We start from the raw sequence: 13,473 nt of genomic DNA on the forward strand, positions 1-13,473 counted from the left end.
TTTGACCCATGCCTTGACTCCGTACCATGGTACGGACCCTATATAGGGAGCATCCATCCCCTCTCAATGCAAGGATGCGCCATGGCCCAGCACCAAGACAAAACCGCCAGCCTCTATCGCATGGTGATGCCCAGCCACATTTGTCCCTATGGCATCAAATCCCGCTGGTTGCTGAAACGTCATGGCTATCGGGTCAAGGATCATTGGCTCAAAACCCGCGAAGAAACCGATGCCTTCAAGGCGCAGCACGGCGTCAAGACGACGCCTCAGACCTTCATCGACGGCCAGCGTATCGGCGGCCATGACGATCTGCGACGCTATCTGGGCCTCAAGGTGCGCGATCCCGACGCCACCAGCTATGTGCCCGTGCTCGCCGTTTTCGCGGTCGCAGGGCTGCTGGCGCTGGCGGTCGACTGGCTCACGGGCCTGCCATTCTTGTCGCTGGTGACGGTGGAGCGATTCATCGCCATCGCCATGGTCCTGCTTGCGATGCTGAAATTGCAGGATGTGGACCGATTTTCCACCATGTTCCTGAACTATGACCTGCTGGCCCGCCGCCTGCCGCCCTATGGTCAACTTTACACGTTTCTGGAGCTGGGCGCAGGACTGCTGATGTTGACGCATGTGCTGGACTGGCTTTCCATCCCGGTGGCGCTGTTCATTGGCAGCGTCGGCGCGATATCCGTTTTCAAGGCCGTCTATCTCGACAAGCGGGAACTCAAATGCGCCTGCGTCGGGGGCAGCAGCAATGTGCCGCTGGGCTTTGTCTCCCTGACCGAAAATCTGATGATGATGGCGATGGCCCTGTGGATGCTGTTCGGGCCGGGCCACTGATCGGCCCGCGCCGCAGGTCCGACTAGGAAACCACCCATTGGGCGGACGCGATGCCCTGCGCATAGAGCAACACCGACAGATCGCCATGGACGATCTCCGCAGCGGCGGCTTCCCGCGTCCTGGGCTTGGCATGATAGGCCACGCCCAGCCCCGCGCCCTCGATCATGGGAATGTCGTTGGCGCCATCGCCGACCGCCAGCGTCAGCGCCTGATCGACACCACTTGCAATGGCGGCGTCCAGTTCGGCCCGCTTGCGCGCAGCGTCGACGATCGGTGTCTCGACCGTGCCCAGCAAGGCCCCGTCGGCGATCTCCAGCACATTGGCGACATGCGCATCAAACCCGATCTCGGCTGCAACCGGCCCGGTAAAGCGCGTGAAGCCGCCCGAGACCAGCAATGTCCGCGCGCCCCGCGCCTTCATCGTCCGCACCAGCGCCTTGGCACCGGGCATGATCCGCACGCGCTCGGCGCGGCAGCGGTCAATGGCGCCATCCGGCAGACCTTTCAGCAGTGCGACCCGCTCATGCAGCGCAGCGGCAAAATCCAGTTCGCCGCGCATCGCCCGCTCGGTGATCTCGGCGATCTGCGGCTTGATGCCGGCATAATCGGCCAGTTCGTCGATGCACTCGACGGTAATCATGGTCGAATCCATGTCGGCGATCAGCAATGACTTGGCGCGCGTCTCGCTCGCCTGGACGATGACGTCGATGCCTTTGCCTGCCCCGGCCAGCGCAGCGCGGGCGGCGGCCGGATCGACGTTGAAAAACAGGTCGGCCGCCTTGTCCATGTCCAGCCAGCAGCAATCGCTGGGCGCGCAGCCCGCATCGCGCAGCCGGTCGGCGGCCTCGGCAATATCCCCCTGCCCCATTGAGCCACTAGCCACTAAGGTCGCGACGAACATGCTTACTCCCGAACCAGAAACAGGCAGCGGCGAATCCCGCCCACGGGTCGCGCTTATTGCCGGGCCGACCGCCAGCGGCAAGAGCGCGCTCGCCATCCGGCTTGCCCGCCGGGCCAACGGCATCGTCATCAACGCCGACGCCAGCCAGGTCTATGCCGATCTTTCCATTCTGTCCGCCCGACCTTCGCCGGAGGAGATGGGCGATGTGCCGCACCGCCTGTTCGGCCATATCGACGGCGCGGAGGCCTGCTCGGCGGCGCGCTGGGCAGCCGACGCGCGCGTGGAAATCGACGCGGCTCATGACCAGGGCAAGCTTCCGATCCTCGTTGGCGGCACCGGCCTCTATCTGCGCACCCTGCTCGACGGGATCGCGCCCGTGCCGGACATTGATCCCGACATCCGCGCTGCCGTCCGCGCCCTGCCCGTGGCGCAGGCGCATGAGGCGCTGCGCCACGAAGACCCGGAGGCTGCGTCGCGTCTCGCGCCTGCCGATACCACCCGGGTGGCCCGCGCGCTCGAAGTGATCCGCTCGACCGGGTGCACGCTCAAGGCATGGCAGGCGCAAAAAAGCGGCGGCATCGGCGATCGCATCGCCCTCGCCCCCCTTATCCTGCTGCCGCCCCGCCCGTGGCTGGTCGACCGGTGCGATCGGCGGTTCGTGCAGATGCTCGATCAGGGCGCCGTGGCGGAAGTGGAGGCCCTGCTCGCGCGCGACCTCGATCCCGCCCTGCCCGTGATGCGGGCGATCGGCGTGCCGGACATCACCGCATGGCTGAACGGCGACATGAACCGCGACACCATGATCGAGCGCGGCCAACGCGCCACGCGCCAATATGCCAAACGGCAATATACCTGGTTCGCGCACCAGCCCCCGGCGGGCTGGCGACGCGAGAAGAGATATTTAGATGACAATATTATTGAGGAATTAGCAACTTTATTACACGATTAACGCTTGACCAGCCATTTTATGTCCACTAGAGGCAGGCGCCTTGCCATCGCCCTTACCCCGGCGCAAACAGGCGGCTTGCAGCAACAAGAGGAGTTTCATCGTGGCCGAAAAGAGCGGCGCGGACATTTTGGTCGAATGCCTGGTCGATCTGGGCGTCGAAGTCGTGTTCGGCTATCCGGGCGGCGCGGTGCTGCCCATATATGACGCGCTCTACAATCACCCCACGATCCGTCACGTCCTCGTTCGCCATGAACAGGGCGCGACGCATATGGCGGAGGGCTATGCGCGCTCGACCGGCAAGCCCGGCGTCGTGCTCGTCACCTCCGGCCCCGGCGCGACCAATGCCGTCACCGGCATCACCGACGCGCTGCTTGATTCCATCCCGATGATCGTCATCACGGGGCAGGTTCCCACGCAACTGATCGGCACCGACGCCTTTCAGGAGGCGGATACCGTCGGCATCACCCGCCATTGCAGCAAGCATAATTATCTGGTGAAGGACCCGGCGAAGCTGGCCGGCGTCGTGCATGAGGCGTTCCATATCGCCACCACCGGCCGCCCCGGTCCGGTCGTTGTCGACATTCCCAAAAATGTGCAGATCGCGACCGCGCCCTATGCGCGCCCGGAACTCAAGGTTCACGCCAGCTATCGTCCGCAGACCAAGGCGGACGCCGCTGCGATCGACGCGGCTGTCGAAATGCTGGCCGCGGCCGAACGCCCCGTCCTCTATACCGGCGGCGGTGTCATCAATTCAGGCCCGCAGGCGAGCGCGCTGCTGCGCGAACTCGCGGCCCTGACCGGCGCGCCGGTCACGTCGACGCTGATGGGCCTGGGCGCATTCCCGGCTTCGTCGGACCAGTGGCTCGGCATGCTTGGCATGCACGGCACCTATGAAGCCAATTGGGCGATGAACCAGGCGGACCTCATCCTTTGCATCGGCGCGCGTTTCGACGATCGGGTGACAGGGCGGCTCGACGCCTTCGCGCCGAATAGCCGCAAGATCCATATCGATATTGACCGCAGCTCGATCAACAAGACGGTCGATGTCGACCTGGCGGTGGTCGCGGATGTCGGCAGCGCGCTCGACGATATGATCGCGCTCTGGAAACAGCGCGGGCATCAGCAGCAGGATCTGTCCGATTGGTGGTCCCGCATTGCGCAATGGCGCGCCAAGCGCAGCCTGTCCTATCCCGACACCGGGCCGGAAATCATGCCGCAACGCGCGATCGCCGACCTGTATCAGGCCTGCCGTTCGACCGGCAAGGATGTCATCATCACGACCGAAGTGGGCCAGCACCAGATGTGGGCCGCCCAGCATTTCGGGTTCGAGGCCCCCAATAAATGGCTGACCTCGGGTGGCCTGGGCACGATGGGCTATGGCTTTCCGGCGGCAATCGGCGCGCAGATGGGCAATCCCGAAAGTATCACCATCTGCATCGCGGGTGACGCCTCCATTCAGATGAATATCCAGGAACTGGGCACCGCGACCCAATATCGCCTGCCGGTCAAGATCTTCATCCTCAACAATGAATATATGGGGATGGTCCGCCAGTGGCAGGAACTGACCTATGAAAGCCGCTATTCCAACAGCTATTCCGACAGTCTGCCCGACTTTGTAAAGCTGGGCGAAGCCTATGGCTGGACCGGCATCCGGATCGAAGGTCCGGATGATCTGGAAAGCGGCATCCGCCAGATGCTCGAAACCCCCGGCCCGGTGATCGTCGATTGCCGCGTGGCCAAGCTGTCCAATTGTTTCCCGATGATCCCGTCGGGCGCGGCGCATACCGACATGCTGCTTGATCCCAACCAGATCGCCGGCATCATGTCCGATGAGGCCAAGGCGCTGGTGTAAGGACAGGCATGTGACGCAGCATCTGAAGCTCCGCATCCACGTGTCGGAGCCATGGGATTTCGAACGGCAGGCCGGCACGACCGAGTTGACCGGCTGGACGACGGACCATGCCGATCCCGAAAATGAGGAATGGGAAGTGCATCTCGACCATGGGTTCGATTTCAACAAGCGGCATATCGGCACGCTGCTGGTCGCTCCCCGCTATGTGGGGGAAAGGCTGGAAAGGATGTTCGACGCGGTATCGGGCTTCCCCGCACGCCTTGCCCATCGGCAGGACGGCGAATGGCATTTCGCCTTCGTCGCCATGATTTCGCAGCGCCATGACAAGCCCGGCCCGGACGGGCAGGCCGAAGACCATCAGGATCACGGAACCATCTGATGCATATTCAGGAAGAACTCAGCCAGCGGCATGTCTTGTCGCTGACCGTTTCGAACGAAGCGGGCATATTGGCGCGGATCGCCGGCCTGTTCACCGCGCGCGGCTATAATATCGACAGCCTGACCGTGGCCGACATCACCGACGATCATGCGATCAGCCGGATCACCATCGTCACCAGCGGCCCGCCCAAGGTGATCGACCAGATCATTGCCCAGCTCGACCGGCTGGTGCCGGTGCACAAGGTGACGGACCTGACCGACGCCGGCCCCTTCGTCGAACGCGAACTGGCGCTGGTCAAGGTCGCGGGCACCGGCGAGGACCGCATCGAGGCGCTGCGCCTTGCCGACGTGTTCCGCGCCAAGGTGGTGGATACCACGATCGAAAGCTTCATCTTCGAACTCACCGGCACGACCGAGAAGGTGGATAATTTCGTGGCGCTCATGCGCCAGATCGGCCTTGTCGAAGTCGGCCGCACCGGCGTCGTCGGCCTCATGCGCGGGAAAGAGGCGGTTTGATCCAAATTCCCTCTCCCCTCGGGGAGAGGTAGCGAGACTTGGTGAGCGAAGCGAACTTAGTCGCAGCTAGGAGAGGGGGTAGCGAAACCGGCATGTAGCGCCGATCCACCCCCTCCAATTTCATCTAGGCACGGCTTCGCCGAGCCAAGATTTCATATCCTCCCCCTTCCAGGGGGAGGCAGGATATCGGAACGGGAAGAGACGAGACATGAAGGTTTATTACGATCGCGACGCGGACATCGGCCTGATCAAGGGCAAGAAGGTCGCCATTTTGGGCTATGGCAGCCAGGGTCATGCCCATGCCCAAAATCTGCGCGACAGCGGCGTCGCCGAAGTCTGCATTGCGCTCCGTGCTGGTTCTCCGAGCGCCAAGAAGGCCGAAGGCGCGGGCTTCAAGGTGCTGCCCAACGCCGAAGCCGCCGCCTGGGCCGACGTCTTCATGATCCTCGCACCCGACGAACATCAGGCCGCCATCTACGCCGCCGACGTGCATGACAATCTGCGCCCCGGCGCCGCGCTCGCCTTCGCCCATGGCCTCAATGTCCATTTCGGCCTCATCGAACCGCGCAAGGACGTCGACGTCATCATGATCGCGCCCAAGGGCCCGGGCCACACCGTGCGCGGCGAATATCAGCGCGGCGGCGGCGTCCCCTGCCTCATCGCCGTCCATCAGGACGCGACCGGCAACGCGCATGACATCGCCCTGTCCTACGCCTCGGGCGTGGGCGGCGGCCGCAGCGGCATCATCGAAACCAATTTCCGCGAAGAATGCGAAACCGACCTGTTCGGCGAACAGGCCGTGCTGTGCGGCGGCACCACCGCATTGGTTCAGGCCGGCTTTGAAACGCTGGTCGAAGCAGGCTACTCGCCCGAAATGGCCTATTTCGAATGCCTCCACGAACTCAAGCTGATCGTCGACCTGATGTATGAAGGCGGCATCGCCACCATGCGCTACTCGATCAGCAACACGGCCGAATATGGCGATATCAAGACCGGCCCGCGCATCATCACCGAAGAAACGAAGAAGGAAATGAAGCGCGTGCTCGCCGACATCCAGTCGGGTCGCTTCGTCAAGGACTTCGTGCTCGACAACCGCGCCGGCCAGCCTGAACTCAAGGCCAGCCGCATCGCCGCCCAGCGCCACCCGATCGAGGAAACCGGCGCCAAGCTGCGCGCGATGATGCCTTGGATCGGCGCCAACAAGCTGGTGGACAAGGACAAGAACTGATCCGGCACTCTTCCCGATCCGTGGGAAGAAAATCGTGAAGCGGACCGGCGTTTTATCGAAACGATCCGTTCCGCTTCATGGCTCTGGAACTTGCCAGGGGCGCGGCTTATCATGGCCGCGCCCTTGAGCATTTCGGAGAGTCTGTCCCCATGAAGAAATTCCTGATCCCCGCCGCCGCCTTGATCGCGCTGGCCGGCGGCACCGCCCTCGTCGCTCAGATGCCGACCTCTGCCCCCGGCACGAAGGACGTCGCGAAAGTCACCGGCGGCACCTACAAGGTCGATGGCGGCCATACCCAGGTCGTCTTTGCCTGGGACCATATGGGCTTTACCAACAATATGGGCACCATCGCTGAGCCGACCGGTACTCTCACCCTCGACAAGGCGAACCCGGCCAACAGCAAGGTGTCGGTGGAATTTCAGGTCGCCAACCTGCGCACCGGCGTCACCAAGCTTGACGAGCATCTGATGAAGCCCGACTTTTTCGATGCCGCGAAATTCCCGACCGCAACCTTCGTCTCGACCAGCGTCAAGCCTGACGGCGCGACCGGCGCTGAAATCACGGGAAACCTTACCCTGCATGGCGTGACCAAGCCCGTGACGCTCGACGTCGAACTTTACGGCGCCGGCATCCAGCCGATGAGCAAGAAGGAAAATATCGGCTTCGTCGCGACCACGACCATCAAGCGTTCTGATTTCGGCATGGGCTATGCCGTCCCGATCGTCAGCGATGCGATCGAACTCAAGATCATCGCCGGCTTCGAAAAACAGTAACGCCGCGACATAAAATGTCCGATAAACGGGGCCGGCTTGCATGTCGGCCCCGTTTTGCGTATGCACCGCGCATCATGCAGAGCGTCGCGCGCCTTCCCCTGCTACGACTTACACGCCCTTAGGCGTGGCTTTTGTGCTGCCTCCCGGCTAAGGGCAGCGTTGATCCGCCTAAGGGCATCCATCACAGTCAAGTCGCTCCCCGGACGCACAGGCGCGTCCGCCGCAGGAAATATCCGATCCCATGATGCTGACCGATCCTTCGCTGAAATATCGCCCCTTCCCCCAGGTCGATCTGCCCGATCGCCAGTGGCCCAGCCGGGTCATCACCGCGCCGCCCCGCTGGCTCTCGACCGACATGCGCGACGGCAACCAGTCGCTGATCGACCCGATGAACGCCGAAAAGAAGCGGCGTTTCTTCGACCTGCTGGTCAAGGTTGGCGTCAAGGAAATTGAGGTCGGCTTCCCCTCCGCCGGCGCAACCGAATTCGATTTTATCTCCGGCCTGGTGCAAGGCGGCGCCATCCCCGACGACGTTATGCCGCAGGTGCTGACACAGGCGCGCGCCGACCTCATCGCCACGACCTTTGAAAGCCTGCGCGGCGCCAGGCAGGCGATCGTGCATGTCTACAACGCCATTTCGCCGGCCTGGCGCAATATCGTGTTCCAGATGGAGCGCAGCCAGGTTCGCGAAATCGCCGTCAACGCCGCCAAGCTGCTGCGCGACCACGCCGCCGCCCAGCCCGACACCGACTGGCATTTCGAATACTCGCCCGAAACCTTTTCCACTGCCGAACTGGATTTCAGCCTGGAGTGTTGCGAGGCGGTGATGGAGATACTCCGGCCCACACCGGAGCGGCCGCTGATCCTCAATCTGCCCGCCACGGTCGAATGCGCCACGCCCAATATCTACGCAGACCAGATCGAATGGATCTGCCGCAACATTTCGCGCCGCGACAGCGTCGTCATTTCGCTCCACACCCATAATGATCGCGGCACCGGCGTCGCGGCGGCCGAGCTGGGCATCATGGCGGGCGCGGATCGCGTCGAAGGCTGCCTGTTCGGCAATGGCGAACGTACGGGAAATTGCGACCTCGTGACCGTCGCGCTCAACATGTATACGCAGGGGATCAACCCTGGCCTGGATTTCAGCGATATTGATGACGTCATCCAGACGGTCGAATATTGCAACCAGTTGCCGGTCCACCCCCGCCATCCTTATGCGGGCGAACTGGTCTTCACCGCCTTTTCCGGCAGCCATCAGGACGCGATCAAGAAGGGCTTTGCCGCGCAGGAAGCGCGCAACGACCAGATTTGGAACGTGCCCTATCTCCCCATTGATCCCAAGGATCTGGGCCGCGACTATGAAGCGGTCATCCGCGTCAACAGCCAGTCCGGCAAGGGCGGCGTCGCCTGGGTTCTCCAACAGGACAAGGGCTACAAGCTGCCCAAGCGGATGCAGGCGGACTTTTCCCGCGTCGTTCAGGCCCTGGCCGACAGCTCCAGCCGCGAACTCAACGCCGCCGACATCAGCGAAGCCTTCGACGCGCATTATTGCCTGAGCGGCGATCAGCCCTATGCCCTCATCGACTATCAGGAAGGCGGCCAGGCGGGCGATCGCATCTTTACCGGCAAGATCAGTCACAAGGGCGGCGAACGCAGCATTTCCGGGCGCGGCAACGGCCTGCTCTCCTCGGTACTTGCGGCGCTGCGCGACGAATTTGGCGTCCAGCTGGAAATCGCCGATTATAGCGAACACGCCATCGGTGCGGGCAGCGACGTCAACGCCGCCGCCTATGTCGAATGCCGCACGCCCGACGGCCGCACCGTCTTCGGCATCGGCACGGACAGCGACGTGGCGACCGCTTCGGTCAAGGCGATCCTGTCAGCCGCCAACGGCATCGCGGTGCGGGGATAAGGCCGAACCTCCCTACATCCGTTCGGTTCGAGCTTGTCGAGAACTGTTCTCGACAAGCTCGAACCGAACGGAGCTAAGAAGACAAACTCCTACCTCGCCAACGCCCGGACCACCCGGTCCCATTGCTCCAGCGATTCCCGGATGCCCGCCACCGGCACACGCTCGTTCAACCCATGGGCAAAGCCATCCTCCGCGCGCATGAACAGGCTCGACACGCCATAGCTCGGCACCCCCAGCGCGCGGAAATGGACACTGTCCGTGGCCCCTGCCGACATGCCCGGCATGATCGCAATGCCCGGCGCACGCGCCAGAACCGCGTCGCGCACCGCCTGCATCACATCCTCCCGCAGCGGAGATGCATCGCTGCCGGTCGGATCGCCCAAAGTCGTGATCGTGGCGCTCGGATCATTGACGACCTTCGTAAGCTGCGCCTTCACATCCTCAATCGCCACGCCGGGGAAAATCCGGCAATTCACGCTGACCTTGGCGCTCTGGGGCAGCGCATTGAGTGCATGGCCGGCCTGCGCCATGGTCGCGACGCAGGTCGTGCGCACCTGCCCGACAAATTCCGGGCGGCCCGACAATATGTCTGCCGCCGCCGGATCGCCTGTTTCGGCAAAGCGCCGCATTGCCTCACCCACCTCGCCACCGATCCTGTCGGCCGACAGGGTCAGCGACGCCTTGGTCAATTCGTTGCGCATCAGCGGAAACTGGAAAGCTGCGATCCGGTCGATCGCTTTCGCTAGGCGATAGATGGGGTTGCCCGGCGTTGGCGCACTGCTATGGCCGCCCGCATCGGTAAAGCCGATCTCGAAATCAGCATAGGTCTTCTCGCCCGCCTGCAATTGATACAGGACGGGTTCGCCCTCCTCGCTCAGCAATCCGCCGCCGCCATCGCCGTTCAGCAGCATTTCGGCGTCCTGATATTGCGCCGCCAGCGCGCGCGTCGTCGCCATGTCGGTTTCCTCGTCGCCCGACAACAGCAATGTCACGGTCCGACGCGGCTTCCATCCTTCCTTCTTCAGCTGCGCCAGCGTCGCGACCATCATCGCGACATCATATTTATTGTCCTCCGCCCCGCGGCCGAAGATATAGCCATTGTCCTCGACCGGGACGAATGGGTCGCGCGTCCAGTCCTTGGGATCAGCCTCCACCACATCCATATGCCCGATCATCAGCAGGGGCTTGAGCGCCGCATCCCGCCCCTTGATTGTCGCGGCGAAAGTCGCCGTCTCGCCCATCGGCGTGACGACCACATCAGCGTCGGCAAAGCCCGCCTTTTTCAATATGTCGGCATAATAGGCCGCCAGCTTGGGCACCTGCCCCGCCCCCTGGACCGTGCGAAACGCGACCGACCGCATCAATATGTCCTTGGCGACCCCCGCATCCGCCGCCGCCTGCGCCATCTGCGGCGCCATCGCCAGCGCCAGTCCCAGACACGCCTTGCCCAAACCCATATATCTGCTCCCCGAAATGATCAGGCCTGTCTGGCACAGCCATCGGGTCCAGCCAATCACTCAGCTTCACCCCCCTGAAAGAATTGCTTGCGCGCAATCCCCATGCCGCTTGCCGATATAGACGCCCGGTTGCCCCAAGGAAGAACGCGTCATGGCCCTCAATTTTCGCAGTTTCGGGTTTCAGGTTCTGGTCGGCATGGTCGTCGGCCTGCTGCTTGGCCTCGTCGCGCGTCAGATGGGGGCCGGTCCCGGCGGCGATCTCAACTGGCTCGCCACCGCGCTCAAGACCACCGGGTCCATATTCGTCTCGCTGTTGAAGGCGGTGGTGCCACCACTGGTTTTCGCCGCCATCGTGGCGTCGATCGCCAACTTGCAAGCGCTGGACAATGCCGCGCGCCTTGCCGGGCAGACGTTGCTGTGGTTCGCCATCACCAGCCTGATCGCCGTTAGCATCGGCCTTGCCATAGGCCTGCTGCTGGAACCCGGCGCAGGTCTGCGCGGCACCGCACTCGCCGTCGGCAAGCCCGACAGCTATGGCGGCTGGCTTGATTTCCTCAAGGGCCTCGTCCCCGGCAACAGTCTCGCCCTGACCGGCAGCACCAGCATCACCGATGGCGCCGCCACCACCAGCCTGTCCTTCAATATCCTCCAGCTGCTGGTCATCTCGATCGTCGTGGGCCTCGCCACGCTTAAGGTCGGCGACAAGGCCGAACCTTTCCTCGCCTTCGTGCGCTCGCTGCTCGCCGTCGTGCGCGCGATCCTTGGCTGGATCATCCGCCTGACGCCCATCGGTTCGGCCGCGCTGATTGGCACGGCGATCGCGACCTATGGCTGGAGCGCGCTCGCCCAGCTTGGCGTGTTCACCGCCGCCATCTATCTCGGCCTCGCGCTGGTGCTGCTTGTCGTCTATCCAACGCTATTGATCGCCAACGGCCTGCGCCCCGGCCCCTTCTTCGCCAAGGCCTGGCCCGCTATCCAGCTGGGGTTCGTGTCGCGTTCCTCGGTCGGCACGCTGCCCGTCACGGAAACAGTCACCGAACGCATGGGCGTGGACAAGGGCTATGCCGCCTTCGTGATTCCCCTCGCCTCCACGACCAAGATGGATGGCTGCGCGTCCATCTATCCCGCGCTCGCCGCCATTTTCGTCGCCGGCTTCTACGGAATCCCGCTGCACTTCATCGACTATGCGTTGATCGTCTTCGTGTCGGTCCTGGGGTCCGCGGCGACCGCAGGCCTCACCGGCGCAATCGTGATGCTGACGCTGACCCTCTCGACGCTGGGCCTGCCGCTCGAAGGCGCCGGCCTGCTGCTCGCCATCGACCCCATCCTCGACATGGGCCGCACCGCCGTCAATGTCGCGGGACAGGTGCTCGTCGCAACCCTCGTCGCCAAGCGGGAAGGCATATTGGACGAAACGGTCTATCAAGGTGAGGGCGTCGCCGTGCTGCAATGATAAGGCATCGCTCCAACTAAGCAGTCATACCAGAAATGTGCGGGGGCAGAGTGCGGGCGGTGGCAGACTAATGCCATCTGACCAGGTGCGATCACGTGTGCGTTTCGGTTGACCATAGTGTCTGACGAAGCAGGAGACGGGTCCGCCCCAAAGGTTAAGGCCGTCGCAGCTCTGATGGCGGCAGGATTACCCAGGCACGGATACCAAATCGGATGCAATTATCCGCAAGATAGGGGTGGTGCGTGCAGAGCGCGAACTGCGCGTTCCCGCTCAGAATCGGCCGTGGCCATTCCGGGGAACCGTACTTGTGGTGTGGGGTGAAGCGGATATCGACTGTCAACACGGGGGAGCCGCTGGCAACGGCGATCGAGAACGTCCCTCGTCGCCACGGCCAAGTCACGGATCTTCGATGGTGGACGGGGGCCGAGGTGGCGAGAGGGTGAAGTCGGTTCCGATTGGGCTTCCCGATCGCCGCCTTTTCCGTATCTTAAATCCGGAGTTCGCAACAGCTTGGGCCTGTGACGGCCCCGACCAGCTTGCAATGCTGCGTGATCGTCCCGTCATTGCTCCACGACCGGTAAGGCCTGTCTTTACAGCCCAACCGCTCATAGGTGCACCGTTAGGATGATCAATTCGGTCGGCGGCTAGAGCCGATTTCAGCGTCAAGGCGAAGTGAACCCCTGTCGCCCCAGAACACCAAAACCCTGCCGTACCAGAACCCCGCCCGAACAAATCCCCAACCCCAACCCCAACCCCAACAAAAAAGGGGCCAGTCTTTCGACCGGCCCCTCTTTTTTGCTGTCCATCCCGAAGGAGGGACGATCCGATTACATGCCTGCGCCCGGACCGTAGGTGATTTCCACGCGACGGTTCTGCACTTCGCGAACGCCGTCGGCGGTTTCGACGCGGGGCTTCGATTCACCGAAGGCCTGGGTCGTCATCACGCCGTCAGGGATACCCTTCGAAGCGAGGTAGGCCTTGACCGCGTCAGCGCGACGCTGCGACAGACCGACGTTGTACGACGCCGAACCCGACTTGTCCGCGTGACCGGCAAGCATGACCTGCGCGCTGCCGCAGCTGCTGTAGGCCGAAACCGCGTTGTCCAGAATGGTGGCGGCGTCAGGCGTGATGTCCGACTTGTCCCATTCGAAGAACACGATGTACGGTCCCGGCTGGCACTCTGCAACCGGCGGGGGCGGCGGAGGCGGCGGCGGGGG

The 13,473-nt window shown here is 63.2% G+C and carries 12 protein-coding genes; 9 read left to right on the forward strand and 3 right to left on the reverse strand.

Going from position 1 to position 13,473, the window contains the following annotated elements; genetic code table 11:
• Positions 1-81 precede the first annotated feature (81 nt).
• A complete protein-coding gene (locus tag SAB01S_RS17670) occupies positions 82-834 on the forward strand; it encodes a MauE/DoxX family redox-associated membrane protein (RefSeq protein WP_062734647.1) in 753 nt (250 codons plus the stop codon).
• Positions 835-856: 22 nt separating this feature from the next.
• Here the strand turns inward: SAB01S_RS17670 and serB are convergent, their stop codons facing one another.
• Positions 857-1,735 carry a phosphoserine phosphatase SerB gene (gene serB / locus SAB01S_RS17675; protein WP_062734649.1) on the reverse strand — a complete coding sequence of 293 codons (879 nt, stop codon included), beginning with the start codon at positions 1,733-1,735 and terminating at the stop codon, positions 857-859.
• Here serB and miaA point away from each other — a divergent pair.
• The 7 genes from miaA (at position 1,734) to leuA (ending at position 9,346) form a co-directional block, all read left to right on the forward strand.
• Positions 1,734-2,684, forward strand: coding sequence for a tRNA (adenosine(37)-N6)-dimethylallyltransferase MiaA (miaA, locus tag SAB01S_RS17680; RefSeq protein WP_062734651.1), 951 nt, complete (start codon positions 1,734-1,736; stop codon positions 2,682-2,684). The genes serB and miaA overlap by 2 nt on opposite strands.
• A gap of 100 nt (positions 2,685-2,784) precedes the next feature.
• Positions 2,785-4,536 (forward strand): acetolactate synthase 3 large subunit, encoded by a 1,752-nt coding sequence (locus SAB01S_RS17685; protein WP_062734652.1) that lies wholly within the window; start codon positions 2,785-2,787, stop codon positions 4,534-4,536.
• Positions 4,537-4,546: 10 nt separating this feature from the next.
• A complete protein-coding gene (locus SAB01S_RS17690; RefSeq protein WP_062734654.1) occupies positions 4,547-4,915 on the forward strand; it encodes a hypothetical protein in 369 nt (122 codons plus the stop codon).
• Complete coding sequence (ilvN, locus tag SAB01S_RS17695; RefSeq protein WP_062734656.1) at positions 4,915-5,430, forward strand: acetolactate synthase small subunit; 516 nt, start codon at positions 4,915-4,917, stop codon at positions 5,428-5,430. Before SAB01S_RS17690 ends, ilvN begins: the two co-directional genes overlap by 1 nt.
• A 208-nt stretch (positions 5,431-5,638) precedes the next feature.
• Positions 5,639-6,658 carry a ketol-acid reductoisomerase gene (gene ilvC / locus SAB01S_RS17700; RefSeq protein WP_062734658.1) on the forward strand — a complete coding sequence of 340 codons (1,020 nt, stop codon included), beginning with the start codon at positions 5,639-5,641 and terminating at the stop codon, positions 6,656-6,658.
• A 149-nt stretch (positions 6,659-6,807) separates the two neighbouring features.
• Positions 6,808-7,431, forward strand: a complete 624-nt coding sequence (locus tag SAB01S_RS17705; RefSeq protein WP_062734660.1) for a YceI family protein — start codon at positions 6,808-6,810, stop codon at positions 7,429-7,431.
• 241 nt (positions 7,432-7,672) lie between these two features.
• A complete protein-coding gene (gene leuA / locus SAB01S_RS17710; RefSeq protein WP_062734661.1) occupies positions 7,673-9,346 on the forward strand; it encodes a 2-isopropylmalate synthase in 1,674 nt (557 codons plus the stop codon).
• 89 nt (positions 9,347-9,435) lie between these two features.
• Here leuA and SAB01S_RS17715 read toward each other — a convergent pair whose 3' ends face one another.
• Positions 9,436-10,803: a M20/M25/M40 family metallo-hydrolase gene (locus tag SAB01S_RS17715; protein WP_062734663.1), complete on the reverse strand. Its 1,368-nt coding sequence runs from the start codon at positions 10,801-10,803 to the stop codon at positions 9,436-9,438.
• A gap of 151 nt (positions 10,804-10,954) precedes the next feature.
• Between SAB01S_RS17715 and SAB01S_RS17720 the strand changes: the two genes are divergently transcribed.
• On the forward strand, positions 10,955-12,256 hold the full coding sequence (locus SAB01S_RS17720) for a dicarboxylate/amino acid:cation symporter (protein WP_062734665.1): 1,302 nt from the start codon (positions 10,955-10,957) through the stop codon (positions 12,254-12,256).
• An 827-nt stretch (positions 12,257-13,083) separates the two neighbouring features.
• On the opposite strand, the gene SAB01S_RS17725 is transcribed toward SAB01S_RS17720, so the two are convergent.
• Positions 13,084-13,473 (reverse strand): OmpA family protein (locus SAB01S_RS17725; protein WP_157078391.1); only part of this gene is annotated, 390 nt, incomplete at its 5' end.

This window comes from Sphingobium abikonense NBRC 16140 (genome assembly GCF_001598335.1).
In the GTDB taxonomy this organism is placed as follows: Bacteria; Pseudomonadota; Alphaproteobacteria; order Sphingomonadales; family Sphingomonadaceae; genus Sphingobium; species Sphingobium abikonense.